Annotated in this window: 27 protein-coding genes and 1 tRNA gene; 16 read left to right on the forward strand and 12 right to left on the reverse strand. The window is 52.8% G+C overall.

The features are described 5' to 3' along the window. Nucleotides 1-14 precede the first annotated feature (14 nt). Both HND56_09490 and HND56_09495 read right to left on the reverse strand, forming a co-directional pair. Complete coding sequence (locus HND56_09490) at nucleotides 15-2,435, reverse strand: cell division protein FtsK (protein QKK05904.1); 2,421 nt, start codon at nucleotides 2,433-2,435, stop codon at nucleotides 15-17. Nucleotides 2,436-2,532: 97 nt separating this feature from the next. Beyond that, nucleotides 2,533-3,654 carry an anhydro-N-acetylmuramic acid kinase gene (locus HND56_09495; GenBank protein QKK05905.1) on the reverse strand — a complete coding sequence of 374 codons (1,122 nt, stop codon included), beginning with the start codon at nucleotides 3,652-3,654 and terminating at the stop codon, nucleotides 2,533-2,535. A 136-nt stretch (nucleotides 3,655-3,790) separates the two neighbouring features. On the opposite strand from HND56_09495, the gene HND56_09500 reads away from it, so the two are divergent. The 5 genes from HND56_09500 (at nucleotide 3,791) to HND56_09520 (ending at nucleotide 8,113) form a co-directional block, all read left to right on the forward strand. Then, entirely contained in the window at nucleotides 3,791-4,522 is a 732-nt protein-coding gene (locus HND56_09500) for a hypothetical protein (protein QKK05906.1), read from the forward strand. Nucleotides 4,523-4,534: 12 nt separating this feature from the next. Further along, a complete protein-coding gene (locus tag HND56_09505) occupies nucleotides 4,535-5,278 on the forward strand; it encodes a hypothetical protein (GenBank protein ID QKK05907.1) in 744 nt (247 codons plus the stop codon). Between the two features lie 19 nt (nucleotides 5,279-5,297). Beyond that, nucleotides 5,298-6,020, forward strand: coding sequence for a hypothetical protein (locus HND56_09510; GenBank protein ID QKK05908.1), 723 nt, complete (start codon nucleotides 5,298-5,300; stop codon nucleotides 6,018-6,020). 15 nt (nucleotides 6,021-6,035) lie between these two features. Beyond that, entirely contained in the window at nucleotides 6,036-6,767 is a 732-nt protein-coding gene (locus HND56_09515; GenBank protein ID QKK05909.1) for a hypothetical protein, read from the forward strand. Between the two features lie 83 nt (nucleotides 6,768-6,850). Beyond that, nucleotides 6,851-8,113: a tyrosine--tRNA ligase gene (locus HND56_09520; protein QKK05910.1), complete on the forward strand. Its 1,263-nt coding sequence runs from the start codon at nucleotides 6,851-6,853 to the stop codon at nucleotides 8,111-8,113. 31 nt (nucleotides 8,114-8,144) lie between these two features. Here HND56_09520 and HND56_09525 read toward each other — a convergent pair whose 3' ends face one another. Beyond that, on the reverse strand, nucleotides 8,145-8,501 hold the full coding sequence (locus tag HND56_09525) for a hypothetical protein (protein ID QKK05911.1): 357 nt from the start codon (nucleotides 8,499-8,501) through the stop codon (nucleotides 8,145-8,147). Between the two features lie 249 nt (nucleotides 8,502-8,750). On the opposite strand from HND56_09525, the gene HND56_09530 reads away from it, so the two are divergent. The 3 genes from HND56_09530 (at nucleotide 8,751) to HND56_09540 (ending at nucleotide 10,747) form a co-directional block, all read left to right on the forward strand. Next, nucleotides 8,751-9,389 (forward strand): helix-turn-helix transcriptional regulator, encoded by a 639-nt coding sequence (locus HND56_09530; GenBank protein QKK05912.1) that lies wholly within the window; start codon nucleotides 8,751-8,753, stop codon nucleotides 9,387-9,389. After that, complete coding sequence (locus HND56_09535; protein QKK05913.1) at nucleotides 9,376-10,122, forward strand: tRNA-dependent cyclodipeptide synthase; 747 nt, start codon at nucleotides 9,376-9,378, stop codon at nucleotides 10,120-10,122. Before HND56_09530 ends, HND56_09535 begins: the two co-directional genes overlap by 14 nt. 112 nt (nucleotides 10,123-10,234) lie before the next feature. Further along, a complete protein-coding gene (locus HND56_09540; protein QKK05914.1) occupies nucleotides 10,235-10,747 on the forward strand; it encodes a hypothetical protein in 513 nt (170 codons plus the stop codon). Between the two features lie 77 nt (nucleotides 10,748-10,824). Here the strand turns inward: HND56_09540 and HND56_09545 are convergent, their stop codons facing one another. Continuing rightward, on the reverse strand, nucleotides 10,825-11,121 hold the full coding sequence (locus tag HND56_09545; protein QKK05915.1) for a hypothetical protein: 297 nt from the start codon (nucleotides 11,119-11,121) through the stop codon (nucleotides 10,825-10,827). A 284-nt stretch (nucleotides 11,122-11,405) separates the two neighbouring features. On the opposite strand from HND56_09545, the gene HND56_09550 reads away from it, so the two are divergent. From HND56_09550 to HND56_09570, 5 genes are all read left to right on the forward strand, one after another. Next, entirely contained in the window at nucleotides 11,406-11,678 is a 273-nt protein-coding gene (locus HND56_09550; GenBank protein ID QKK05916.1) for a hypothetical protein, read from the forward strand. Nucleotides 11,679-11,686: 8 nt separating this feature from the next. Further along, nucleotides 11,687-12,502, forward strand: coding sequence for a 3-deoxy-manno-octulosonate cytidylyltransferase (locus HND56_09555; GenBank protein ID QKK05917.1), 816 nt, complete (start codon nucleotides 11,687-11,689; stop codon nucleotides 12,500-12,502). Continuing rightward, nucleotides 12,499-13,152 carry a histidine phosphatase family protein gene (locus HND56_09560; GenBank protein ID QKK05918.1) on the forward strand — a complete coding sequence of 218 codons (654 nt, stop codon included), beginning with the start codon at nucleotides 12,499-12,501 and terminating at the stop codon, nucleotides 13,150-13,152. The genes HND56_09555 and HND56_09560 overlap by 4 nt, the downstream gene beginning before the upstream one ends. Then, nucleotides 13,149-13,847, forward strand: coding sequence for an AAA family ATPase (locus HND56_09565; protein QKK05919.1), 699 nt, complete (start codon nucleotides 13,149-13,151; stop codon nucleotides 13,845-13,847). The genes HND56_09560 and HND56_09565 overlap by 4 nt, the downstream gene beginning before the upstream one ends. Nucleotides 13,848-13,919: 72 nt before the next feature. Beyond that, nucleotides 13,920-13,995: transfer RNA gene (locus HND56_09570), tRNA-Val, on the forward strand. 39 nt (nucleotides 13,996-14,034) lie between these two features. On the opposite strand, the gene HND56_09575 is transcribed toward HND56_09570, so the two are convergent. Then, nucleotides 14,035-14,757 carry a hypothetical protein gene (locus HND56_09575; protein QKK05920.1) on the reverse strand — a complete coding sequence of 241 codons (723 nt, stop codon included), beginning with the start codon at nucleotides 14,755-14,757 and terminating at the stop codon, nucleotides 14,035-14,037. A gap of 171 nt (nucleotides 14,758-14,928) precedes the next feature. On the opposite strand from HND56_09575, the gene HND56_09580 reads away from it, so the two are divergent. The 3 genes from HND56_09580 (at nucleotide 14,929) to motB (ending at nucleotide 17,843) form a co-directional block, all read left to right on the forward strand. Beyond that, complete coding sequence (locus tag HND56_09580; GenBank protein QKK05921.1) at nucleotides 14,929-15,855, forward strand: arginase; 927 nt, start codon at nucleotides 14,929-14,931, stop codon at nucleotides 15,853-15,855. 80 nt (nucleotides 15,856-15,935) lie between these two features. Next, nucleotides 15,936-16,799, forward strand: a complete 864-nt coding sequence (motA, locus tag HND56_09585; GenBank protein ID QKK05922.1) for a flagellar motor stator protein MotA — start codon at nucleotides 15,936-15,938, stop codon at nucleotides 16,797-16,799. A gap of 42 nt (nucleotides 16,800-16,841) precedes the next feature. Continuing rightward, nucleotides 16,842-17,843, forward strand: a complete 1,002-nt coding sequence (gene motB, locus HND56_09590; protein QKK05923.1) for a flagellar motor protein MotB — start codon at nucleotides 16,842-16,844, stop codon at nucleotides 17,841-17,843. On the opposite strand, the gene HND56_09595 is transcribed toward motB, so the two are convergent. From HND56_09595 to HND56_09625, 7 genes are all read right to left on the reverse strand, one after another. Continuing rightward, nucleotides 17,831-19,141 (reverse strand): sodium:calcium antiporter, encoded by a 1,311-nt coding sequence (locus HND56_09595; GenBank protein ID QKK05924.1) that lies wholly within the window; start codon nucleotides 19,139-19,141, stop codon nucleotides 17,831-17,833. The two genes, motB and HND56_09595, sit on opposite strands and share 13 nt — an antisense overlap. 157 nt (nucleotides 19,142-19,298) lie before the next feature. Then, nucleotides 19,299-19,949 (reverse strand): uracil phosphoribosyltransferase, encoded by a 651-nt coding sequence (gene upp / locus HND56_09600; GenBank protein QKK05925.1) that lies wholly within the window; start codon nucleotides 19,947-19,949, stop codon nucleotides 19,299-19,301. 63 nt (nucleotides 19,950-20,012) lie between these two features. Further along, nucleotides 20,013-20,927 (reverse strand): diguanylate cyclase, encoded by a 915-nt coding sequence (locus tag HND56_09605; GenBank protein QKK05926.1) that lies wholly within the window; start codon nucleotides 20,925-20,927, stop codon nucleotides 20,013-20,015. 86 nt (nucleotides 20,928-21,013) lie between these two features. Continuing rightward, nucleotides 21,014-22,183, reverse strand: a complete 1,170-nt coding sequence (gene tgt, locus HND56_09610) for a tRNA guanosine(34) transglycosylase Tgt (GenBank protein QKK05927.1) — start codon at nucleotides 22,181-22,183, stop codon at nucleotides 21,014-21,016. An 87-nt stretch (nucleotides 22,184-22,270) separates the two neighbouring features. Then, the gene (gene rpmB / locus HND56_09615; protein ID QKK05928.1) at nucleotides 22,271-22,558 is read right to left on the reverse strand and encodes a 50S ribosomal protein L28; all 288 of its coding nucleotides are present in this window, start codon (nucleotides 22,556-22,558) and stop codon (nucleotides 22,271-22,273) included. 183 nt (nucleotides 22,559-22,741) lie between these two features. Then, on the reverse strand, nucleotides 22,742-23,515 hold the full coding sequence (locus HND56_09620; GenBank protein QKK05929.1) for a slipin family protein: 774 nt from the start codon (nucleotides 23,513-23,515) through the stop codon (nucleotides 22,742-22,744). Nucleotides 23,516-23,563: 48 nt separating this feature from the next. Next, a complete protein-coding gene (locus HND56_09625; protein QKK05930.1) occupies nucleotides 23,564-25,048 on the reverse strand; it encodes a nodulation protein NfeD in 1,485 nt (494 codons plus the stop codon). Nucleotides 25,049-25,112: the final 64 nt, after the last annotated feature.

A 25,112-nucleotide genomic window follows, 5' to 3' on the forward strand; every position in this document is an offset into this window, starting at 1 on the left:
CGCCCTGTCAGCTTTTAATAATTTTCCCGGTCTTCCAGCAGAATCTCGCGCTTGCCGACATGATTGGCGGCGCTGATCAACCCGTCTTTTTCCATTTGCTCAATAATGCGGGCCGCGCGGTTATAACCGATCTGCAAATGCCGCTGGACAAAGCTGGTTGATGCCTTTCTTTCACGGATAATCAGCGCAACGGCTTCATCATACAGCTCGTCATATTCGCTGCCGCCGCCTGCCGCGATGCCTTTGAACATGTCATCCTCGCCGCCGACCGTGACGCTGTCGACATAGTCGGGTTCGCCTTGTTCTTTCAGGAAGGAGACGACATGTTCAACCTCGTCATCATCCACAAAAGGACCATGCACGCGGATGATTTTTTCGCCTGACGGCATGAACAGCATATCGCCGCGCCCCAGTAACTGTTCCGCGCCGCCATCACCCAGAATCGTACGGCTGTCAATTTTTGACGTCACCTGAAAACTGATCCGTGTCGGGAAATTGGCCTTAATCACCCCTGTAATCACATCAACGGAGGGGCGCTGCGTCGCCATAATCAAGTGGATACCCGCCGCCCGCGCCATTTGCGCCAGACGCTGGATACAGGCTTCGACCTCCTTGCCCGCCACCAGCATCAGATCGGCGAACTCATCGACAATCACGACAATAAACGGCAATTCGACCAGCGGTATCGGCTGTTCCTCAAAAACCGGTTTGCCGGTTTCATGGTCAAAACCTGTCTGGACACGGTTGGTCAGCACTTCACCTTTTTGACGGGCTTCCTTGATGCGCTGGTTATAACCGTCAATATTGCGCACGCCCAATTTCGACATGGCGCGGTAACGGTCTTCCATTTCGCCGACCGCCCATTTCAGCGCCGTCACCGCTTTATGCGGTTCGGTCACCACCGGCGTCAGCAGATGCGGAATATCGTCATAGACGGAGAGTTCCAGCATTTTCGGATCAATCATAATCAAACGGCATTGTTCGGGTGACATTTGATACAGCAATGACAAAATCATTGTATTGACGGCAACGGATTTACCCGACCCCGTTGTTCCCGCCACCAGCAAATGCGGCATTTTGGCGAGATCGGCAATGACCGGATCGCCGCCGATATTTTTACCCAGCACCAGCGGCAGTTTTGCACCAGTCTTTTCGTATTCCCGCGTCATCAGCAGCTCTTTCAGGAACACGGTTTCGCGTTTTGCATTCGGCAGCTCAATCCCGATGGCGTTTTTCCCCGGAATAACCGCGACGCGTACTGTTGTCGTACTCATGGAACGGGCGATATCATCGGCCAGATTAATCACGCGGGAGGATTTTGTCCCCGGCGCGGGTTCCAGCTCGTATAATGTCACGATCGGCCCCGGATTAACGGCAACCACCTGCCCGTCCACGCCGAAATCATTCAACACGCTTTCCAGCAATTCGGCATTGCGCTGCAAAGCTTCGGGGTTGTGATCCGGATTTTGCGCCGCAGGCGGTTCATCCAGCAGGTCAAGCGTCGGCAATTGCCAGCTTTCCCCGTCATCCCCTGCAAGCGGCAATGCCGGTTGTTTTTCTTTTTCCACACGCACGCTTTTCTGAGCGGGCGCAGCTTTGCGCGGATTGACCACCGGCGGCGATTTCAGCACCGTTTCGATATTGCCGCGCTCCTCCGCTTTCTCCGCACCGCTTTTGACTGCGACACGTTTTGCAGGTTGTTGTGACGTATCAGCCCCGCCCCTATGGCGCAAAGAGGCGATTTTGAACAGCAGAGAAGCTGTTTTCGACACGCCCAGCGCCGCCGCGCCGTAGCCTGTGTAAGCGATCTTATAAAAACCGTACAGCCAGTGCTGCAAGGTCACGCCCAACGCATAGCTGAGAGAAAACACCGCCAGGGTAAAACAGACGGCGGCAATCATCGGGAACAAAGCCGCAATACCGATCCCTTGTAAAAATCCCGTCAAGGCATTCAGCATCACCACACCGACGCTGCCGCCCAGATGCATCCCCATCAACCAGCCGGGGAAGCCCGGAATAGCCGCAAAACCGACCCCCGCCGCCATCACGCCGGTCAGAAAAGCCGTCAGCCGCGACCAACCGCCGGCCAGCGGATAACGCATCAAAACACGCCAGCCTGCGGCAATCATTACCAGCGGAAACAGCATGGATACCAGCCCGAAACATTGCAGGAAGATATCGGACAGATACGCACCGCCGCGCCCCATCAAATTATGTATGGCACCCTCCGTCCCTGCGCTGTTCAGCGACGGATCCGCAGGGTGATAACTGACCAGTGATGCCGTAAACATCAGCCCTGCAACACAGAGTACGACCCCCAGCATATCCACGGCGCGTGCAGACAGGAATGCCCGGAATTTTTCGGGTAAAAAGTCGCTGCGACCTCCCGCTTGTTTTTTTCCGCGCATCAGATAAGTGCGTACCGAGCTGCTCATGGTCAGACCATCCTTGTTCAAACAGGTGAAAAATGCGGCTTCGCTTAGAATGAAACCTTAAAGAGAAATTAGCATTGAACCGCGGGACTCCGCGTCTTTACAGTGTAGCTTTTTCCGCGGCTTTTGGCAAGGACAGGACACCGCCTGTCATCTCCTCACGCACGCCGGTCGTGCCGGGAAAGGAAATCGGCAACCCCAGCATATTGCGCACCGCCATATAGGCAAAGCCTTCGGCCTCCAGCGTGTCGCCATTGGCGCCGATCGACTCGACAGCCTCGACAGAAGCGCCCAGCCTTTGTGACAGCCGTGCCATGATATGCGCATTATGCCGTCCGCCGCCGCAAATCAGCCATTTGCGCGGTGCCTCGGGCAGTAATTCCACAATACGGGCAATACCTTCGACGGTGAATTCCGCCAGTGTCGCCGCACCGTCCTCCAGTGACAGATGTTCCACCACAGACGGGTCGAACGCATCACGGTCCAGCGATTTCGGCGGCGGCATCGAAAAGAAAGGATGTGACAGCAGTTTTTTCAGAGCGGCTTTATCGACTGTGCCCGCAGCGGCCGTTTCACCGTTCTCATCCCGCGCCGCGCCGGTTTTCCGGCGCATCCAGTCATCCAACATGGCATTACCGGGGCCGGTATCGCAGGCCAGCATATTACCGCGCTTGTCAATCCATGTCAGATTGGCCACGCCGCCTATATTTACGAAGGCCACGGGTTTTTCCAGTTTTTTTGCCAGAGCACGGTGATAGACGGGTATCAGCGGCGCCCCCTGCCCGCCTGCCTTCATATCGGCGCTGCGGAAATCATTTACAACTTTCACGCCCGTCATATCCGCCAGCATCTGGCCGTCGCCGATCTGCCATGTGCGCCCTTTATCCGGCTCATGCAAGACGGTCTGACCGTGCATGCCGATGACATGCACTTCCTTAATATCCAGCCCCATTTTCAGCAGCAGATTCTCCAGCGCCAGCGCATGCATCTGCGTCAGTGCCACGCCGACCGCTTCCAGCCTTTCCTTATCCTGACCGCGCAAAACGGTTTTCAGCAAATTGTGGAAATCATCTTCATAAGGGATGAGCGTAAAACCGATCAAACGCGTGAAATCCTGCCCATCCGTGCGAATGGCGGCAACATCCAGCCCGTCCATCGAGGTTCCCGTCATCATACCGACGGCAATATAAGTCTTATCCGGATAGTTTTCATCTTGTGCCATTTTGTGTCACCCCTTCCTTCATAAGATGACACAAAACACGCGGTCGCGACAAGAAAAACGGAAAATTCCATTGACATAACCGCCATATATTTGTTATGTTAATTCACTTTTGCAAAAGAAAACGGACAGGCTAAAAATGTCGGAAGATACCAAACCGAATATCAAATATAAAATCGGCCAGACTTTTGGTACGCCGCTGGCGTGGCTGCTTTGCTCCGCTGCGGCGGCAGGGCTGAATTTTGCCGTTATTCCCAATGTGATGGACAGTGATATCGCCGCACCTGACCGGACCGGAACGGCAATGGAGCAAAGCGTGCTGGAACAGCACCAAAACGCCTTTGATGCCTTAAAACAGATGAAGGCCGAGATTGAGCTGAACGAAGCCAAAGCCGCTGCCAGCGGCAGTAGCGCCGCCGTAGATGAATTAAAAACAGCTTTTGGCGACAAAGCCTTAAACAGCTATATGGATTTATATCTTTCCGGCGCGTCCCAAACAGAGGGCGCTGCCATCAGCGAGGAAGCTTTTGAAACGCTGCGCGCCGCATTTGCAAAAGAAATCGTTAGCCCGTCCACCCTTGGCTTTAGCGAGAATATCGCCGCAGGCATGCTGGATGAAACCCTTGCCGAGACGAGGCTAAATCAAGGTACGGAGCTGGATAAATTCCAAACCGTCAAGGCGCTGGACGGCAAGCTGACAGAGTTGCACGATCAGCAATCCGCACCTTTGGCTGCCGCCGGGCTAGCAAGCCTTGGAACCTTACTGCTGTTTTTTGTTCTTTGCGGACCGGCAATGGCGGCACGCTGGCGTTATTCGGAGCCGGAGCGCGTGCCGGTCAAAAAACCGCAAAAGAAATACGGCCAGCATTAACGGGGAATGAGAATGAGCAAGAAAGACACAAAGCCCAATATCAAACGCGTTATTGCCGATACATTCGGCACAGGACCGGGCTTGATCATTTCCACCGCGATTGCCGCTGCCGTGTCTTTCGGCACAATTCCCGGCATGCTTGATACGAAAACCACCGCCCCCGATAATATCGGCACGGCAATGGAAGAAAGCATTACAGCCCGGCATCAGGCTAATTTTGCCGCATTGCAGGAGATGAAATCACAGATTGATTTGCTGGAAGCCGAGACAGCCTTCACAGACGGCAGTCAGGAATTAACCGATCTGAAAACAGCTTTTGGCAAACAGACCGTTTCCACCTATATGGATCTGTATCTTGAAGGTGCCAGTAATGAAGGTGCAGCCTTAAGCGAACAGAATTTCGAGAAATTGCGGACGGAATTCGCCGAAACAATCGCCAATCCTGCGGATTTCGGTTTTCAGGAAAATATCACGGCAAGCATGCTGGATGAAACGCTGGCAACAACTGATCTAAACATGCAGGACGGCACCGACCGTTTTGAAACCGCAAAACAGCTTGACCAGCAACTGGCCACGGCACTGGAAGAAGAAACCGCAAAAAAAGACAATGCCTTTACCGCACCGCTGGTGGCAAGCGTCGCCTCTTTCCTGCTGCTGTTCATGCTGACCAGCTTTGTCGATGAAAAATGGGGCTATGAGCCGCGCCGCGTACCGCGCCGCAAACCGAAAAAAACCGGCCCATACGGCGGTCATTAATTCAAGGGAGTAGCAGCAGATGTCCAATGATAACACCCGTCCCAGCGTCAAACACGCACTTGGCAAAACCATCGGCACATGGCCGGCATGGTGGACATTAACCATTGCCGCAGGCGCAACGATTTTCACCACCGTTCCCGATGCCATCAACGGTGAGGCCAATCCGCTGGATTATCAGGGGGTGGAACAGCAACAGGAGCTGGTCGCACAGCATGAAGCCGACTTCGCCGCCCTGCAAGAGATGAAAGGCCAGATCGAACTGCTGGAAGCACAGGCCGGACTGGGCGGAGAAAACGAAAAACTGACCGCGCTGAAAACAACATTCAGCGAAAAGGCCGTCAATGACTATGTTGATCTTTACATGGACGGTGCGACAAAGGACGGCCCCGCCTTAAGCGAAGAAAATTTCAACCGCCTGCAACAAGCTTTCACGGAAAATGTGGCTGACCCGTCGGCCTTCGGCTTTCATGCCGCAATTGATGCCGGACTTCTGAACGAAACCATGGCCGAAACGGAACTGAAAACAGGCAGCGATGTCGACCGCTTCCAGACAGCCAAAGCCATGGACGAGAAAATGGCTGATGCGGTCAAAGACCCTGCAGACGGGTATTTCGCCTCCGGTATTGGCACTCTCCTGTCCGCCTTTCTGCTTTATATTATATGCGCGAGCATTTCGGAATGGCAGAAAGCCCCGTCACGCGTGCCGCGCCGCAAATCAAAACCTGCCTATGGCAAGCATTAAAAAAGGCATCAAGACATGACACAAGACATGAAAACAAATCCAAAATATGTTGCGCATAGTCTGGCTATGCCGGTCTCCGCCATGATCGGCCTGGCCTTTGCCATCCCTGCCGGGATGATGATTTCTGACAAAATCGGAGACGAGGTCGTGCTGCCTGACCAGACGGGTAGTGCCATGGAGGTCAGCATTATGGCCGAACATCAGGCGGATTTTGCCAAGCTGGAACAGATGAAAGGCGAAATCGAACTGCTGGAATCGCAGACTGTTTTAACCAATGGCAGTGCCGAACTGACAGAAATGAAAAGCGATTTTAATCGCCTAGCCGTGAGTGCCTATGGCGATTTATATCTGGATGGCAGCACGCAGGAAAACGGTGCGGGACTTAGCGAAACCCATTTTCAGGAACTGCATAACGCCTTTGCCGAAAAAATTATCAATCCGAAGACGATCGGCTTTGTAGATAATATTGATGCTGGCATGTTGGATGAAACGCTGGCTCAGACCGATCTAAAAACCGGCAGTGATGTTGAACGTTTCCAGACAGTCAAAGCTCTCACTCAAGCACTTTCCGAGCATCAAGCCGCCACAGCAGATAATAATGATAAGGCCGGCTTTACTAGCTTCATGGGCGGCGTTCTCACATTTATCCTTTTCCTCGTCGGTGGTGCCACCGTGAACGAAAAATACAAATGGGAGCCGCGCCGCGTTCCCAGTAACCGCCCCAAAACGCCTTACGGCAAACATTAATAAAATCCGCATCGCAGCTATTGCCAGCACCGCCGCGCTGGCGTTATAGTTTTATGGCGTAAAAAACAAAGGGTGCAAGGGCAATGACGGACTATAAATCAGATTTCATGCAAATTATGGCGCAGCGCGGCTTCCTGCACCAATGCTCCGATGCCGAAACGCTCGACAAAAAACTCAGCAAAGGCACAATGACCGCCTATGTCGGTTTTGATGCCACGGCGACAAGTCTGCATATCGGCAATCTGCTCGGCATTATGATGCTGCGCTGGTTTCAGAAATGCGGCCATAAACCGATCACGCTGATGGGCGGCGGCACCTCGAAAGTCGGCGATCCGTCCGGCAAGGATGAAAGCCGCAATCTGCTGGATGACGCCGCCATTCAAAAAAATATCGACGGTATCAAAACCGTCTTTGACCGCTTTCTCGATTACGAAAACGGCGAGAATGCCGCCGTCATGGTCAATAATGATGACTGGCTGTCCGGTCTGAAATATATCGAATTTCTGCGCGATTACGGGCGGCATTTCTCCGTCAACCGCATGCTGACCATGGAAAGCGTCAAGCTGCGGCTTGAGCGCGAGCAATCCTTGAGCTTCCTTGAATTCAATTACATGATTTTGCAGGGTTATGATTTTCTGGAGCTGAACCGCAAATACGGCTGTGAATTGCAAATGGGCGGATCGGATCAATGGGGCAACATCATCAACGGGGTCGAGCTGACGCGCCGCGCCGCCGCCAAAGAGGTTTTTGCCCTGACCTGTCCGCTGCTGCTGGATGCCGCCGGTAAAAAGATGGGCAAAACCGCCAGCGGCGAGGCCGTCTGGCTGAATGCCGATAAGATGGCGCCTTATGATTACTATCAATACTGGCGCAACGCGGATGATGCCGATATCGGAAAACTGCTGCGGCTGTTTACCGAATTGCCGCTGGACGAGATCGCAAAGCTGGAAGCCCTGAAAGGCGCAGAAATCAACGAGGCCAAAAAGGTTCTGGCCTTCGAAGCGACAAAACTCTGCCATTGCGAAACCACGGCAAAACTGGCGGAAGAAACCGCACGTAAAACCTTTGAAGAAGGTCAAGCCGGCGGTGCTTTGCCAAGTGTCGATATTGCCCGCGCCGAACTGGAAAAAGGCATCCCGCTTTTCGTGCTGCTGGGCAATCAGGATTTGAAACTGGCGGCATCAAACGGGGAAGCGCGCCGTTTGATCAAAGGCGGCGGCGCCCGTATCAATGATCAGCAGATCACGGATGAAAATTATACCGTCACCGCGGATGATCTTGCCGCTAACGGCACGATCAAGCTTTCAGCCGGGAAGAAAAAGCACGCGCTGGTTCGTGCGGCCTGATTTTTTCAATGATTATTTTTGGAACACGGCTTTAAACCGTCGTCACACAAAGACGAATAGCCGCATGATAGGCGCTTTGCGCGGCATGATACAGCTCAAGACGGCTTTCCAGCACATCACGGAGATGCGCCTCTTCTTCCGCCTGCGAAATATAAATCACATCTGCGCCGCTATTGCCTTCCGCGACTTTGCGGTACATGCGAATCGCTGCCTTGACCGCGCGGCGGTAAAGACGCATCTGTTTGCGCAAGCGCTGCACATCCGCCCAGGTCACATCTTCACACACGCGTCCGAATGACGGGCTAAGGAAGCCCTGACGCCCCGCGTAAGTGACTGTTTTATCAGATGTTTCATGCGCCGCCTGCGCTGCCGTATTTTGTTTTTTCATTTTTTGTTCTTCCTGTCTTCCGTCCATCGCTGTCTTTGTCCTGTTTAGAAATCACTATACATCATTATTCACATAAAGACTAAAAATAATATGTTTACAGTTATACACAGCAACTATTAACAAAGAGTTAACGAAAACAACAAAAAACATCACAGATGATACTTTTTTTAGTAACATTAGCTATTGCATTTTTTTGGTATTATGTTATACTTTTAAATGTAAGGCCGATAATAATAACTGATTCGTACAATGGCGGGCTTGGAGAAAAAAATAGTAGCGGCGCGGGCGCTTTTAGACTGGACGCAAGAAGCGCTGGCGCAGGAAGCTGCTATTTCCAAACCGTCCATTGTACGCATCGAAAAAGGCCAGACAAATCCGGAGAAGGCAACTCTGGATGCAATTGAAAGCGCATTTAATGCGCATGGTGTGTTTATTACCGAATTTGGTGTGGAACATCGGGAAGTTTTCCAGCGTTATCTCAGTGGCAAGGGATGGTACCTGAAACTTCTCGAAGATGTGCAAAGAACGGTCGCAAAATATCATGACCCGGAAATGCTTATCGATAGTGCGGATGATAGTGTGTCACCGCCTGAGGTTGTTGAAAAATATAAAGAATTAAGGACAAACGGCATAAAAATGCGCCAATTGGTGCGCGAAGGCAATACCTATTTGATGGGTAAAATAGAGGAATACCGGTATATACCGGAATATTTTTTCAACAACCACGTAACACTGATCTACGGCCAGAAAGTCGCGATGAAAATGTCCGATAACGGCTGTTTGATCATTAAAAACGAAAAGCTGTCTGCAAATATGCGCAACAGCTTTAACTATAAGTGGTCCAAATCGGAGCAGGCAAAGGAGAGCACGGCAGATGTCCGTTTCTAGATTTCAGTATCCGGCACAGACGACGGCCTATAAGGTCAAGGTCAAGCACGGCGACGACTGGAAGCTGCATGATACATGCTGCCTTGATATCTCCGTCGGCAAAAATTACCACGAAGGCGTAAAACTGGAAGCGACGATCGGCTGGGCGCAGCACCGCTTTAAACATGTTGCGGTTGCCGTCAATGACACGCTGCAGCGTTTTAACGCCATGTTTACGGGCGGCATGACAGAGGCCGAAGCCGCAGAGCTTGCCCGCCAAAAGGGGGATGAGTGGATCCTCCGCAATAAAGAGATTCTTGATCAACTGCCATCTTACGAGATCTTTCGTTGGAACGACTGGACGGGCCGTGCCGATTTCCCCGAGAAATTTGCGCGCGCCCAATTTCTTTACCGTCACAACGATGAATTCCGGCAGAATATTGACAGCCAGATTGACAATATCTGGACGCGCCGTTACGGCAGCAAAGCCGAGATGCAGCACAAAAAGGCGGAATTCCGCCTGATGTCCTATATGTATCTGATGGAAGAAACCGCCGTTTTTGCCATGATGGCGGAAACCCGCAACGATATTCACATCTATCCCGGCAGTTTCATGAAAATCTGGGGTAATCTTGAAGATGAAAATCTGCCCGGCCTGTCGGGACGGAAATTTGCACGTATCGATTTTTCCCGCAACAAATCCGTGCATATCCCTGCCCAGCCGCAAGGCCAGGCGCTGCCGCTGGCGCTTTAAAACATTTCCATATTTATTATTGACGTCATAAGAACTGCGTGATAGTTTTCGCGCGGTGAGCCGATACAGATTCGGCCTTATTTTATACGGCATTTACGGAGGTTATTTTATTATGGACGGTCAAGGATACGCAAAAAGCCTGTCTGACGGCGCTAAAATTCTCGGCGCAGCAATTCTCGGTATTGGAATCGGCTTCGGCCTCGGCATCGCAGCCGGCCCCGGTATTATCGGCAGTATCGTTTTCGGCGTTGTCGGTGCAGCCCTTGGCGGCGCCGCAGGTTATGTCGGCGGTGTTGTTGCTGTTGACGGTGTTGCGGAACTGAAAAAACTGAAAAACAAAATCATCAAACGCGCCAAACCGCATGCGGCACAGGCGAAAGGCTATACAACAAAGCTGCGTCAGGATATGTCCGAGGCCTTTGACAACGCCTCTCAAAAACTGAAAAATATCGGCAAAACCGCACCGAAAACGGAAACCGCCAGCAAGCTTGGCGACAAAACCGTGAAAGCGGATTTTGAAGATAAATCCAAACAAACGGAACAAACGGTCACTGAAACGCCCGCGCCCGCACAAAAGGCGGATGTCAAAAAGACGACGGGCGCGAAACGCAAGTCTGCAAAATAAGCTGACACGTTTCCCACAAGGTGACCCTCAAGAGCCGGTATCGCAGTGCGCGAGCCGGCTCTTTTATATTTCCGGCGTTACATTTTTAGAAATTCCATCAGCTTTTCCAGCTGCGCCTGCGATAAAGCCCCCGGCGTTTTCAGCGCCGCCAGCATGTCCTCTTCGCTTTTATTCAGCAGATCCGCCGTATCGGCAAGCTTGTCTGCTGCAACCACATAAGTCTGCAGCATGGTTCCGCAGGTGGAATAATCCCCTTCAGCCATTAATTCTTCGCATTCTTCAAAAATCGCCTCCAGAAATGCGGAATCTTCGCGGGCGCGCTCCAGAAAAACCTCTTCAACATCTCGTAATCTTGGATCATCTTGTCTTGCCATGTTCTTCTTTTACCCTATATTATTTTTTAAATTCAAGAGGGCGCACCAAACGCCGCCGCATCCTGCGGACTGAGCTTTTTGAACCACTTCGTGAAAAATCCGTCTTTATATTCTCTTATCTTCATAAATGACATAATACAGTCAATTTATTAGCAAATTATGAACCGCGTTACCCGGAACACAAATGCTGCAAAGCTGGCTCTTTCCTTGACAAAACAGCCTTATTCTCATACAGTGCGCCCATACTGAAAAACCTGTTAATCCCTTATAAGGAGAGCCCCGCAATGGTTATGCCCCGCAATATGAATGTTCAATTGAAAAAAGACGGCCAGACCGTTTATGAAACCACTTGCACACGCGGCTGCATTATGGAGCCGAATGAATTTCAAAGCGTTGTCAAAGAAGCGCTTGGCCGTTTCGAAAAAGACGGGAATGACAAAAACGACTGGACATCCGTCGCGGTCGGACAGCGCGAAGTAACCAAAGAGGAATTCGAGAAAATGGGTGCACAGCGTCCGAATTTCCGCCGCCGTCCCGGCAAATTTTTCGGGCTTTAAGCTGACGCATGAGCAACGCCGCAATCATCATCCCCGCCCGCTATCACTCGACGCGCCTTCCCGGGAAGCCGCTGGAGAAGATTGCCGGAAAAACCATGCTGGCGCGCGTCGGTGAAATCGCCGCGCTTGCCGCAAAAATGATCGGCGGTGCGGAAATTCTGGTTGCCACCGAAGATAAACGCATCATTGACCATGCCACGGAATGCGGGTTGCGCGGCGTCATGACCTCCAGCTCTTGCAAAACCGGCTCGGACCGTGCGTTGGAAGCCATCAGCCATCTTGAACACCGCCCCGATTTTATCGTTAATCTGCAAGGTGACGCGCCGCTGACCCCGCCCGATTTCGTCGCCGCGGTCTTAAGCGAATTCCAGAACAATCCCGATCTGGAAGTTGTCACGCCTGTTGTCCGTATGGGCTGGGACGAACTTGATGCCTTCCGCGAACAGAAAAAGGACACGCCGTTCAGCGGCACGACCGCCATTCTGGGCAGGGATAACGAGGCATTGTGGTTTTCAAAGAATATCATCCCCTCCATCCGCCATGAGGACGAGCTGCGGAAAAGCAAAAAGCTGTCTCCCGTTTACCGCCATATCGGCATTTACGGCTTCCGCGCCGATATCCTGAAGCAATTCGTGAAACTGCCGCAAAGCCGTTATGAAGTGCTGGAAGGGCTGGAACAGCTGCGTATGCTGGAAAACAATATCAGCGTTAAAGCCACCGTGGTTGATTACAAAGGCCGTCCCGCCATGTCGGGCATTGATTCCCCCGAGGATATTGTCCGTGCCGAGGAATTGCTGGCAACCTTCGGAGAAATTGCGGCATGACGACAAGGCTTTTGGTCGCAAGACACGGCAATACTTTTTCCCCCGGCGATATTCTGTGCCGCGTCGGTGCGGGAACCGATATCCCGCTGGTGGAAAGCGGATGCCGTCAGGGCCGCTTGCTCGGGCAGTTTCTTGCCAAAGAAAATCTTATCCCCGATCTGGTTTATTCCAGCCGTTTAAAACGCGCTGTGGAAACCGCGCAGCTGGCGCTGGCGGAAATGCCCCTGCCTGCGCCTTTGACGCTGCGGCAGGATGATATTTTCAACGAAATTGATTACGGTATTGACGAAGGAAAGCCCGAGGATGAGGTCATCGCCCGCCTTGGCGCAGATGCCTTAAAAGCCTGGGATCAGGATGCGATCGTGCCCGCAGGCTGGAAAGTTGACCCGCAGGCGCTGATTCAAAACTGGCTGGATTTCGGCGCAGAGATTGCGCAAAAACATGCGGGAAAAACCGTTCTAGTCGTCACCTCGAACGGCATCGCCCGTTTTGCGCCCTATCTGACAGGGGATTTTGACGGTTTCAAGGCGCAGCATAATATCAAACTGTCCACCGGTGCGGTGTCGCGGCTGGATTATGACGGTAAAAACTGGCACACCGTATTCTGGAATGAACCCCCAAAAAAATACATAAATGCGGTATACGTATGATAACACCTCAGGAAAAAATGGAGATTTTCTCCCTGTTTCTGAAAGCCCATCAAGACGGCACGGAGGAACGTACGGACACGCCCGTCATTTACGTGATTGCCGGCGGCATCGGCGCGGGCAAGACCTCTTTCCGCAAAAATCTGCTGGCCAAAGGCCGCCTGCCCGAAGATGCCGTCTTACATGACCCTGATGCGGTGATGCAGGCGCTGCCCGGCTATCTGAAAATGATGGAGGAAACGGGTGATGCCGCCCGCGCCTTTGAAACATGGGAAATGCCTGCGCGCTTTCTGGCCGAGGAAATCCTCTCCGCCGCCGTCTGGTCACAACGCGATGTGATTTATGAGCGCACCTGCGCCATTGAAACCGCCCCCGATTTTTTGAAAAACATCAAAAAACAGGGTTACCGTATCGAAATGCATCTGCTGCATACCGATCTGGACACGGCGCTGACCCGCGCCCGCCGCCGCGAGGATGAGGAAGGCCGCCACACGCCGCAAAGCGTTATTCGGGAGCGTTATGCCGCCCTGCTGCGTTTATGGCCTGAATACCGCCGGATTGCCGACAGAATTGCCCTTTACGACAATACGGAGACCGATACCCCCTTCCGCCCCGTTTTTGCCGCAGAAGGCACGGAGGAACGCATTTTTGCCGAAGATCTCTATGCGCTGTTCACAGATGGAGACAAAGCGGCATAAAGGGAGGCTTTTCACCGCATCCCCTCTTGACAGTTTTTCGAAATTGGAATAATTATAACCCTTCTCAATTGAGGGCGATTAGCTCAGCTGGGAGAGCGACTGGTTTACACCCAGTAGGTCGGCGGTTCGATCCCGTCATCGCCCACCATTTTCCTTTTATTTATGTGATATGTTGTCGGCGTGATTATTACATCGTGCGGAATAGATCATCCGACATCACGCCGGCCGCCAGTGCGACCAGATAGATCGGCAGCACCGTCCACAGCGTATCGGAGGGTACCCAGACTTTGCCGGCGTCTTTTTGCCGCACATAGCGGTCGCCCGCGCCGTCATTGTAATATTGGTAATAATCCTCGACCCGCCAGAAGCCGAGCGCCAGTGACAGGAAATTCAGCATGGCAAAAAACTGCCAGCGCAGTTTGAAAAACAGTTGCGGCGCATCGCCGACCGCCAGATAGCTGAGCAGCGGCAGCGACAGCCAGCAGCACAGCACCACAACCAGCATCATCGACAGATTCGCCCAGAAACGCAGCGGTTTGTCATTGGGCGGAATTTTCCGGCGCGGCAGCCGGTATTTCCTGCCGAAACGCGCCCCCAGCATCAACAGCACCACGGCGGAAAGCGCAAATAAACAGCCGCCCGCCATCTGGAATATTTTTGTCCCCGTTGCGCCACACATATTATCCGACATCTGGCAGGCCATATCCCGCGCCAGAGAATTCACATCCATCAGGAAAATCTTGAAAACCGACAGCCATGCCATCGCCAATGCTCCATAGCGCAGCCACAGCGTTTCACGGCAGATGCCGCGTTTCATCACATAAAAAGCGAAAAACAGCAGCAAAGGCGCAACAGCGTAATAAAGGAACTTCACGAAGGGGACGCAATAGACCCAGCAAAGAACAAACATGAATAAAGTACCTTTAAAAAATATCTCCCGCTTTCATCATAAAATATTTGTAAAAAGAAAGCGACAATATAATCAAGGGTATAAAAGCCTCTCTCATTTCCCATGACAGGTCAGGCAAAAATTGCTAACATGACGCCGCCTCATAAGTTTCAGGAAATATTGTGAATTAAGATGTCAGAACACCATATCGAAATCATCCGCTATGACTGCGGCTGGGGTTGCCGCGACCACGGCTGCGAAGACGGCCCCTACCATCTTGACGAAGAGGCGCTGACCGATGGTCTGCAAGCGCTGGGGCATCATGTCATGTGGCATGATTCCCTGCATATCCGTGAAATGGCGGAACATGATTTCATGAAAGACAAAGACACGGCGCTGCCGATTGTGGCCGAGGCCGTATTGCGTCTTGCCCGCGCCGCTGAAAATGCCGTCCTGCAAGGGCGCATCCCCGTTGTCATCGGCGGCGACCATACCGCCGCCATCGGCACATGGTCGGGTATTATTACCGCGCATGACGCTTTTCAGGAATTCGGTCTGGTCTGGCTGGACGCGCATCTGGATGCGCATACGCCGGAAACCGCGCATGAAGGCAAATGGGGCGGATGGTGGCACGGTATGCCCGTTGCCTGTCTGGCAGGTGAAGGTGTTGACGAACTGACACGGCTTTCCGCACCGCAAACCAAAATCGACATGGCGCATTTCAGTCTGATCGGCGCCCGCAGCTATGAGCCGGGCGAAGCGGAGTTTATGGACCGCCACAATGCCCGTTTTTACAAAATACCCGAAGTCGCCGAACGCGGCTTTGACGATATTTTCACAACCTCTCTCGCCCGCGCCGCCACCGGCACGAAAGGTTTCGGCCTCTCCGTTGATCTGGACGGTTTTGACCCCGCCGATGCCCCCGGCGTCGGCACCAATGAGAAAGGCGGCTTATCCGCCCGTGATGCCCTTGCCGCCTTCAAAGGCGTTTCCGCCCATCCGCTGTTCCGCGGCATCGAAGTCGTTGAATATAATCCCCATAAAGATCAGGACGGCAAAACGGCACGGTTGATTAACGAGATTCTCTTCGCTGTTTTTGCCCCAAAAACCAATGATTAGCCATTGAGTTTGACGGGCAGCTGCGCCATACTGAAGCAAGAAGAATAACCGAAAAAAACAACAGCTTTTAAAAAATCTCCATGCTCAAACTCCTCGGACATCTCGGCGTCGTTCTCTGCACCCTCGGCGGTTATGTTGCGCTGGGCGGACATCTCGCCGTTCTGAACCAGCCTTTTGAGTTTGTCATCATTTTCGGTACCGGCATGATGGCTTTTCTGGTCGCGAACTCCGTGCCGCTGGTCAAGCATTGCCTGAAAGATATGGGCAGCATCTATAAAAAGCCGAAATACAATAAGGATTCCTATCTGGAACTGCTCAGCATGCTCTATACGATTTTCCGGATGGCCCGCACAAAAGGCTGGCTGGCGCTGGAGCAGCATATCGAAGAACCGCAAAACAGCGATATCTTCCAGAAATTTCCCGAATTTTACAGCGACCATCACGCCGTGACCTTTTTTACCGATTATCTGCGTATTATTTCGCTCGGTTCGGAAAACCCCTATGAGCTGGAAGCGCTGATGGATGAGGAAATCGACACCATGTCCGAAGAACGCGGTCATACCTCGCACGCCGTCCAGACACTGGCCGACGGTCTGCCTGCGCTGGGTATCGTTGCCGCGGTTCTGGGTGTGATCAAAACCATGGGAGCGATTACCGAACCGCCGGAAGTCCTCGGTCATTTGATTGGCGGTGCGCTTGTCGGAACATTCCTCGGGGTCTGGCTGTCTTACGGCTGGGTCGCGCCGATCGCCAATGCGATTAAAGAGCGCAACGATGCCGAAATGAAATATTACCAATGTATCAAAGTCTGCATTATGGCGTTCCTGCAGGGCGCCGCGCCGCAGGTTTCCGTCGAATTCGGCCGCAAAATTCTGCTGCACGGCACACAGCCGAGCTTTGCCGAGGTCGAGGAAGCCACGCAGGCCGTCAGCATTCCGACCTGATCGGAAGCCGGCAGACGTCAATTTTAGGGAAGCCGCAGAAATATGGCCGATGATGAAAAACGTCCGATAATCATCCGTAAGGTGAAAAAGAACAAAGGCGGCGGCCATCACGGCGGCGCATGGAAAGTGGCCTATGCCGATTTCGTGACGGCCATGATGGCCTTCTTCCTGCTGCTTTGGCTTTTGAATGTGACAACGGATGAGCAGAAGGCGCTGATCTCCTCCTATTTCTCCCCTGCTGATCCGCGTATTGCCACCTCCGTCAGCGGCTCCGGCGGTGTGCTGGGCGGGTTGACGGTTTCGCCGGACGGCGCGATGGCGCATCAGAAAGACCCCACGGTTTCTTTCCCCGGCACACTGCGTCCCGACGGCACGAAAAACACCCCTGATGATTTGCAGAATGTTGCCGATAAGGAACTGGAGGCCGAATTACAGCGCCGTGAACAGGAACGTTTTGAAAAAGTCGAGGAACAGATCCGTCAGGCGATTGAAACCGTGCCGGAGCTGAAAAATCTGGCGCAAAATCTGCTGATTGACCAGACCCCGGAAGGACTGCGTATCCAGATCGTCGATCAGGAAGGCAAGCCGATGTTCCCGCTGGGAAAATCCGAGCCGCTGCCCGAAGCCCTGCTGCTGTTGAAGCTGGTCACACGCGTTATCATGGATTTGCCGAATATGATCTCCATCCGCGGCCATACGGATTCCCTGCAATATGGCGCAGGAGCCGCCTATACGAACTGGGAGCTTTCCGCCGACCGTGCCAATGCCAGCCGCCGCGCCATGCTGGATTACAAGCTTGATCTGAAACGGATTGAAAATGTCATGGGCAAGGCCGACCGTGAACATCTGGTCAAAGACGACCCGACCTCGGCCCGCAACCGCCGCATTACGATTATTCTGCTGAAAGAAGCCCTTGTACCGGGACTGCGGAAAACGGAGAAAAAGCCGAAAACACCGGCTGCCCAGCCGAAAAAACCGGAGAATGCCAAGCCGCTGCCGAAACAGCCGCATAAACGTGAAGAAGGTATTATCTATTTCCCGTGATGATAAGCGGTACGCATCGCCGCAAGTCTGGCAGGCGCAAAGCCTTCCGCCTGTTGCCGCTGTTCGACCACTGTCTGCTCCTGCTGCGCGGATTTGTTTCTATCGGCATCAGCCGCCGCGCCCGGATCCAGAACGACGCTCGCCGCCGTAAAGGCCGTATAAAGCCCCAATGCGCCAAAACCCTGCCAGCGCTTGAGGGATCCTTTGTTTTTATTCAGGAACATCGCCGTGGCAGACAATGCCGCCGCACCGACAAAGGCACCGATATTCAAAAGGCCCATCGCGCTTCCCAGACCGAAAGCCAATGGTACCGCCGTTCCCGCCAAAGCCAGCGCACCGCCGACCATCAGCACATTAAAGATATTTGATCCCAGAATATTGCCCAGCGCCATATCGCTTTTGCCCTGCAAGGCCGATTTGACCGTCACGGCCAGTTCCGGCAGTGAGGTCCCGATCGCAACCCCCAATGCACCGACCAGCGCAGGCGTAACGCCCAAACCGATGGCCGTTGCCGATGCCGCCGTCACCAGCAGTTTTGCGGATGCAACCAGCCCCGCAACGCCGGCCACGCCCCAGGCGGCGTTAAACCATTTCGGCATTTTGCCTTCTGCCGTATTATCATCATCTTCTTCGGGCGCGAAACCGTTCTTTTTATCTTGCTGCGCCACTTTTGTCGCGCGCCAGATATAAGCGCCCAGCCCAACCAGCATTGCGCCGCCCATCACCGGATTCAGAACACCCATTGCCATCTGTCCGGCGAATAGCGCCGTCGTGCCCAACATCACAGCCGTATTGAATTTCCAGCTTGCCCCTTTGGAATTGACAGGCTTGATCGCCGCTCCCGCCCCCAGAACCAGCAGAATATTCGCAATATTTGATCCGATGATATTTCCAACAGCCATATCCGGCACGCCTGCCATGATCGAGCCGATTGACACCGCCAGCTCCGGCAAAGAGGTGACAATGCCAAGGCCGATCCCGAGAAGAATCGGCGGAATACCGAGCTTCGCACCCAGAGAAGACGCGTTATTCGCAACGACATCGCTGGTTTTTGTCAGCAGCCAGATGCTGCCCATTGCCACCGCCGCCGCACCGATGGTTGTTGCCATCATAGGGGTTGCCAAAGCCGTTGTCGCCAGCAGAACCGAGCCTGCAATCGCTGCGGGCTGCAGCAGATCGCCGCGCAGAAAACCGCCTGTCTGCTTGCCATTGGCGCAAGCCTGCTGCCAAAAGCGGCGCAACGCCCCTGCTTCTACAGCTTTTACCTGTTTTTTCTGATTGGTTTTCGCCGCCGTCATAAAGACATACCCCAAAACATCATAAAGATTCCCACACCCGCTTGATGGAAACAGCCTATATTATTTTTATGGAAAATGCAAGTTAAAATGCGGTTTTAATACGAAAAAACCGTCTTTTCGTGACCGTCAAACGACCAATCTACTTACCCAAATGCACTTACAATGTGCCGAATAAACGGTCGCCTGCATCCCCCAGACCCGGAACGATATAGGCTTTGTCATTCAGATGATCGTCCAGCGCGGCGACATAAAGCTGCACATCGGGATGCGCTTCATGGAAGACTTTCACCCCCTCCGGCGCGGCGACCAGTGCCATAAAGCTGATATTCTCAACCGATGCACCGCGTTTCAGCAGCACATCAATCGCATGCACCGCCGAATGCCCTGTTGCCAGCATCGGGTCAACCACCAGAAAACGGCGATCCTCCGTCGAAGGCAGTTTGACAAGATATTCCACCGGCTGTTTGGTTTCAGGATCACGGTAAAGGCCGATATGACCGATCCGCGCAAAAGGCACCAGATCAAACAGCCCGTCCGACATGCCTAGCCCGGCCCGCAAAATCGGTACAATCGCCAGCTGTTTCCCTGACAGCACGGGCGCCTGCATTTCCGCCAGCGGTGTGGTAATCGCCTTCATTTCCGTCGGCAGATCGCGCGTCATCTCATAGCCCATCAGCATGGCGATTTCTTTGAGCAGATCACGGAAAATCTGCACGCTGCAATCAACGCTGCGCATCAGGGTCAGCTTATGCTGTACCAGCGGATGGTCAATAACAAACAGATTGGGAAATTCAGGAAATGTTTTCATGGCGCAGCCCCTTTCGATTTTAGGGGCAGTATAGAGCGCGAAGCGAAAAGTGCAAGCCGCAGATTAATCGAAGGTCGTCACTTCTGCGGCATATTGCTGCAACGCGCTCTGTTCTTTCCAGTTCATCACGCAGTTCCCGCCTTCATGCTGTGCCTGTTTCAAGGCGCGTTTGGCATTATTGAAGATATCATCGATTTTGTCACCGGGAACAGGCTCTGCCACGCCGAAGGATGCGGTGACATAGCTGGGTTCGAAAGAACCGTCGAGATAGACCGGTGCTTTTGAAATCTGGTCACGAATCCTGTCCATAACCGAGCAGGCATCCAGAATATCAATATGCTTGAGGGAGAGGACGAATTCACCGCGTCCTAAATGATAAGCATCATCAAAGGAACGGATTGATTTCATCAGCATGCCGCCGACATGGGCATAGATTTCATCCATCGTCTTCCGCCCGTGCTGCTGCATCAGGGCGGGAATGGCATCAATTTCAAGATTGCAGACGCAGAACGGGTCACCTTTACGGTCGCGGCGGTCCAGCTCACGCGCAACCTCGTTTTTCATACCGGCCACGCTGCGCAAACCTGTGGCGGGATCCAGCCCCATACTGCTGCCGGCCAGTTCCTCGCTAAGACGCCGCACCTGCTGGATATAGGCGATCAGACGGTGTTCAACCTCGTTATAGGTGTCCAGCGTCATCTGCGTGCCTTCCTGCGCCAGGCGCACGCATTTCGTGGCTTCATCGGCAAGCTCGTCATGCAGACGGTGCAATTGCGACGCCGCATTTTCATCCATTTCACCTTTGGCGGCGGCATCAACACACCAAGCCACCAAAGCGATAGGAATTTCAAATGTTTCAGCGGGGGTATCAGCGGGGAAAAAGGCAACGCGCATCACATGACCGAACCACTCCATATGAGCTTCAATATCGGTCAGCAACATATCACTCGACAAAACAGAGGCGTATTGAAGTGCCATTTTTCTAGAGCCTGTCCTTTGGCAATGCCATTCCTTGCGGTTTCTATACCTAACTACAGAATAGCAAGCAAATCGCTAATAACAGGTTAAGAAACGCACCACTCTTTTTCAACTATCTGCAAAGAATCATTGGCAAGCGCCGTGCGCAGTTCACGCATCAGACGGTTCATGGTAAAGACGTTATGCAGGGATAAAAGCTGCATCCCCAGCATTTCTCCGGCGCGGAACAAATGATTCAGATAGGACAGGGAATAGCTTTGACAGCACGGGCAGGCACAGTTTTCGTCCACCGGCCCGGCATCTTCTTTAAAACGCGCATTACGCACATTGATACGTTCTTTTTCCGCGCCTTTTTTCAAGGCCCAGCCATGACGCGCCAGACGTGTCGGCGACACACAGTCAAACGTATCCATCCCCAGCTTCACGCCTTCAAAAATATCGCGGAATCCGCCGATCCCGAGTAAATGTACCGGACGCCCTTCCGGCAAATGCGGCGTGCAGTAAGAGACCACTTCATACATCTGTTCTTTGTGACTGCCCAGCGACCCGCCGACAGCCGTGCCGAAGAAATCGCTATTCTGCAGCCATTCGCAGCATTCCTTGCGCAAATCGGGATAGATACCGCCCTGCACGATCCCGTACATGACCTGACGCCCGTCATCCTTGCGCTTCCATTCCGCCAGTGAACGGTCACCCCAGCGCATACTCATCGCCATTGAACGTGCCGTATAATCCTTATCAACATGGAACGGCGTGCATTCATCCAGCTGCACAATCAGATCAGCCCCCAGCTTGCGCTGGATATCAATGGATTTTTCCGGTGTCAGAAATATTTTGCGACCGTCAAGATAGGAACGGAATTCCGCACCTTCTTCGGTGATTTTCAGCACGCTTTTATTGCGTTTCTGCAATCCGCGGCCTTTGATTTCATCCGCAACAGAACCGTGACCGAGGGAAAAAATCTGAAAACCGCCGCTATCGGTCAGCATCGGGCCGTCCCAGCCCATGAATTTATGCAGCCCGCCCATTTTTTCAATCAGCTCAGCCCCGGGCTGAATCATCAAATGATAGGTATTGGACAGAATGATATCTGTCTGACAATCCCGCATCTGGGTCGGGGTCAGACCTTTAATGGAAGCTTTTGTACCGCAGAAAATAAAATTCGGCGTTTCGATTGCGCCGTGCGGCGTCGTCAAGACACCCAGCCTTGCATGGCTGTCCGGCGCCTGATGCGTAATCTCGAATGCGAAAGACATTTGAAAATCCCCCCTGATATGCCAAAACAAAAAGGGACGCTGATAGGCTGTCCCCTTTTGAAAATCTTTTAGCTGCCGGCAGACAGTTTAAGCGGCGTTACGCTTTTCCAGCAATTCGCGGCGGATTTTTCTCAGTTCAGCCGGAAGTTTGCTTGCTGCCGTACCCAGAACATAAGCGTCAAAGCCGCCTTTGTGTTCAACCGTACGGATTGCCGATGTAGAAACGCGCATGCGAATCTTACGCTTCAGCGTTTCGCTGTAAAAAGACGTTTCCTGCAAATTCGGCAGAAAGCGGCGACGGGTTTTGTTATGTGCGTGGGACACATTATTTCCGCTCTGGACGCCTTTTCCTGTTACTTTACAAAGCCGTGTCATGGTTGTTCTCTCTTATCCAAAATTATTCTTAAATCACAGGCAAAGCCGCCTTCAGCACTGCTTTCCCTCAAATTACCTCTAACGAAGGCAGAATTTACGCAATATCCCGCCTGCTGTCAAGTCAAAAACAAAAAACGCGCGGGGAAAGCAAATCGCCTGTCCCCGCGCGCTTATGATCGGAATTTACGCGGATTTCTTACCCGTTGTCGTAATTTGGTCGACACCGAATTTTTTCAGAATATCCATCGGCAACGGCAGGATGATCGTTTGCGTCTTGTCATTGGCGATCGTCTGGAAAGCATTCAGATAACGCAGCTGCATCGCACCCGGCTCACGCGCCAGCGTGACAGAGGCTTCGACCAGCTTCTCGGCGGCTTGCGCCTCACCTTCCGCATGAATGATTTTCGCGCGACGTTCCCGCTCGGCTTCGGCCTGTTTGGCGATGGCGCGGATCATACTGACATCAATATCGACATGTTTGATTTCAACATTCGCAACTTTGATGCCCCAGGCATCGGTTTGCGTGTCCAGAATTTCACGGACATCGGAGCTAAGCTTATCACGGTTGGACAGCATATCATCCAGATCATGCTTACCAAGAACCGCCCGCAGCGTTGTCTGGGACAATTCGCTGGTGGCGCGCATGAAATCCGCCACTTCGTTGATCGCGTTTTGCGGCGCGACAACACGGAAATAAATCACCGCATTCACTTTCACGGACACGTTATCTTTCGAGATGATATCCTGACTGGGGACGTCAATTGTGCGGACACGCGTATCCACGATGATCATTTGTTGCACGAAAGGGATCAGGATGATCAGTCCGGGGCCTTTCATTCCCGTATAGCGTCCAAGCGTATAAACAACGCCGCGTTCGTATTCCCGAAGGATCCGGATCGCAGCCGCAAGAAAGATCAGTGTTAATAGCGCGAGAAACGCGATAATTCCGTATTGCATTCTATTCAAGCTCCTCTAAAGCGGTTTGTATTTGTTGCGTCAATATTATTATTCATCATTGTCTTCCTGCGGCGCAATGATCAGTTTCAGGCCGTCGATTTTAACGATTTTTACCATGTCTCCTTTGCGGAAACTGCGGGATTCGGCGGGAACGGCCTGCCAGATTTCTCCCATGACGCGGACATCCCCGCGGCCATTCGCCCATTTCAAGACCTCACCTTTGCTGTTCAGGAGTCCTTCCTCACCGGTTGTCACCGGATTACGTTGTCCTTTCATGGCAAAGGCCAGCACCACCGTCAACAGCAGGAAACTTGCGCCTGTCGCCGTGGCGATTGTCCACCATGACAGCCCGTAGCCTGTCAGTTCCGGCTCATAGAGAATGGTCGCCCCGAGGGCAAAGGATATCGCCCCCCCTATCCCGAGCACCCCGAAGGATGGCACGAGCGCCTCTCCGGCCATAAAGCCCATCCCCAGCAGCAGCAAGGCAACACCTGCATAATTCACCGGCATCACATTCATCGCAAACAGACCCAGAACGATACAGATCACGCCGATTACGCCCGGCACAAAAGTTCCCGGATTGGCGAATTCATAGATCAACCCATAGCCGCCCAGCGTCATCAGCAAGAAAGCCACATTCGGATCGGTAATAATCATCAGAATCTGCGTGCGCCAATTGGTCTCTTTCTCGATAATTTTGGCGTTTTTCGTGCGCAGCGTGCGGTCGCCCGTATCCTGCATTTTCACGACGCGCCCGTCCATTTGCTCGACAAGGTCTTCAACATTTTCGGCAACGATCTCGATCACATTTTCTTCAATCGCTTCGCTGGCCGTCAGCGTTGCAGCCTGACGCACCGCCTTTTCCGCCCATTCCACATTACGCCCGCGCAATTCGGCAAGGCCGCGAATATAAGCCGTGGCATCATTCATGGCTTTATGTGCCAGCGCGTCATTGCTGGATTCCTGCGGTTTTTGTGTCGGCGCGGTTTTCTTTTTAAGACCTTTTTTATCGCCGTCTTCCTGTTCCTGCGGGTTATCAACAGGCCCTTCACCTGAAATACTGATCGGCGTTGCCGCACCGATATTGGTGCCCGGTGCCATTGCCGCGACATGGCTGGAATAAAGAATATAGGTTCCGGCGCTGGCCGCATGTGAGCCCGGCGGGCTGACATAGGTCACCACCGGCACTTTCGAGCCCAGAATGGTTTGCGTGATATCGCGTGTGGAGGTCAGCAGACCGCCCGGCGTGTGCATTTCAAGAATCAATGCTTCCGCATTTGCAGCGCCGGCCTGTTCAACATTGCGTTTGATATGATCATGCACGACAGGACCGATAATACCCGTCACTTTAATCACATAGACAAGACGTTCCCGCGCTTCACCGTCATCATAATCAGACAGCTTTTCCGACGATGCCCCGTCAATTTTCCCCGAGCCGTCATCAACCTTTTGTTCGACTTTGATAACATTTCCGGTTTTCTTTTTGCTCTCCGCATAGGCGGGATGATCCGCCACGGTGAATGACAAAATCATTCCGGCAAAGCCGGCCAAGAATAAAACCGCTGAAAATAAACGGAAAAATCGCGCTTTCATAGAT

The organism is Pseudomonadota bacterium, from assembly GCA_013285465.1.
In the GTDB taxonomy this organism is placed as follows: domain Bacteria; phylum Pseudomonadota; class Alphaproteobacteria; order Micavibrionales; family CSBR16-224; genus CSBR16-224.

What these genes read in the sequence shown, in the direction of transcription:
- HND56_09490 (QKK05904.1), bottom strand. Translation starts at nt 2,435, where the DNA reads ATGAGCAGCTCGGTACGCACTTATCTGATGCGCGGAAAAAAACAAGCG.
- HND56_09495 (QKK05905.1), bottom strand. Translation starts at nt 3,654, where the DNA reads ATGGCACAAGATGAAAACTATCCGGATAAGACTTATATTGCCGTCGGT.
- HND56_09500 (QKK05906.1), top strand. Translation starts at nt 3,791, where the DNA reads ATGTCGGAAGATACCAAACCGAATATCAAATATAAAATCGGCCAGACT.
- HND56_09505 (QKK05907.1), top strand. Translation starts at nt 4,535, where the DNA reads ATGAGCAAGAAAGACACAAAGCCCAATATCAAACGCGTTATTGCCGAT.
- HND56_09510 (QKK05908.1), top strand. Translation starts at nt 5,298, where the DNA reads ATGTCCAATGATAACACCCGTCCCAGCGTCAAACACGCACTTGGCAAA.
- HND56_09515 (QKK05909.1), top strand. Translation starts at nt 6,036, where the DNA reads ATGACACAAGACATGAAAACAAATCCAAAATATGTTGCGCATAGTCTG.
- HND56_09520 (QKK05910.1), top strand. Translation starts at nt 6,851, where the DNA reads ATGACGGACTATAAATCAGATTTCATGCAAATTATGGCGCAGCGCGGC.
- HND56_09525 (QKK05911.1), bottom strand. Translation starts at nt 8,501, where the DNA reads ATGAAAAAACAAAATACGGCAGCGCAGGCGGCGCATGAAACATCTGAT.
- HND56_09530 (QKK05912.1), top strand. Translation starts at nt 8,751, where the DNA reads ATGGCGGGCTTGGAGAAAAAAATAGTAGCGGCGCGGGCGCTTTTAGAC.
- HND56_09535 (QKK05913.1), top strand. Translation starts at nt 9,376, where the DNA reads ATGTCCGTTTCTAGATTTCAGTATCCGGCACAGACGACGGCCTATAAG.
- HND56_09540 (QKK05914.1), top strand. Translation starts at nt 10,235, where the DNA reads ATGGACGGTCAAGGATACGCAAAAAGCCTGTCTGACGGCGCTAAAATT.
- HND56_09545 (QKK05915.1), bottom strand. Translation starts at nt 11,121, where the DNA reads ATGGCAAGACAAGATGATCCAAGATTACGAGATGTTGAAGAGGTTTTT.
- HND56_09550 (QKK05916.1), top strand. Translation starts at nt 11,406, where the DNA reads ATGGTTATGCCCCGCAATATGAATGTTCAATTGAAAAAAGACGGCCAG.
- HND56_09555 (QKK05917.1), top strand. Translation starts at nt 11,687, where the DNA reads ATGAGCAACGCCGCAATCATCATCCCCGCCCGCTATCACTCGACGCGC.
- HND56_09560 (QKK05918.1), top strand. Translation starts at nt 12,499, where the DNA reads ATGACGACAAGGCTTTTGGTCGCAAGACACGGCAATACTTTTTCCCCC.
- HND56_09565 (QKK05919.1), top strand. Translation starts at nt 13,149, where the DNA reads ATGATAACACCTCAGGAAAAAATGGAGATTTTCTCCCTGTTTCTGAAA.
- HND56_09575 (QKK05920.1), bottom strand. Translation starts at nt 14,757, where the DNA reads ATGTTTGTTCTTTGCTGGGTCTATTGCGTCCCCTTCGTGAAGTTCCTT.
- HND56_09580 (QKK05921.1), top strand. Translation starts at nt 14,929, where the DNA reads ATGTCAGAACACCATATCGAAATCATCCGCTATGACTGCGGCTGGGGT.
- motA (QKK05922.1), top strand. Translation starts at nt 15,936, where the DNA reads ATGCTCAAACTCCTCGGACATCTCGGCGTCGTTCTCTGCACCCTCGGC.
- motB (QKK05923.1), top strand. Translation starts at nt 16,842, where the DNA reads ATGGCCGATGATGAAAAACGTCCGATAATCATCCGTAAGGTGAAAAAG.
- HND56_09595 (QKK05924.1), bottom strand. Translation starts at nt 19,141, where the DNA reads ATGACGGCGGCGAAAACCAATCAGAAAAAACAGGTAAAAGCTGTAGAA.
- upp (QKK05925.1), bottom strand. Translation starts at nt 19,949, where the DNA reads ATGAAAACATTTCCTGAATTTCCCAATCTGTTTGTTATTGACCATCCG.
- HND56_09605 (QKK05926.1), bottom strand. Translation starts at nt 20,927, where the DNA reads ATGGCACTTCAATACGCCTCTGTTTTGTCGAGTGATATGTTGCTGACC.
- tgt (QKK05927.1), bottom strand. Translation starts at nt 22,183, where the DNA reads ATGTCTTTCGCATTCGAGATTACGCATCAGGCGCCGGACAGCCATGCA.
- rpmB (QKK05928.1), bottom strand. Translation starts at nt 22,558, where the DNA reads ATGACACGGCTTTGTAAAGTAACAGGAAAAGGCGTCCAGAGCGGAAAT.
- HND56_09620 (QKK05929.1), bottom strand. Translation starts at nt 23,515, where the DNA reads ATGCAATACGGAATTATCGCGTTTCTCGCGCTATTAACACTGATCTTT.
- HND56_09625 (QKK05930.1), bottom strand. Translation starts at nt 25,048, where the DNA reads ATGATTTTGTCATTCACCGTGGCGGATCATCCCGCCTATGCGGAGAGC.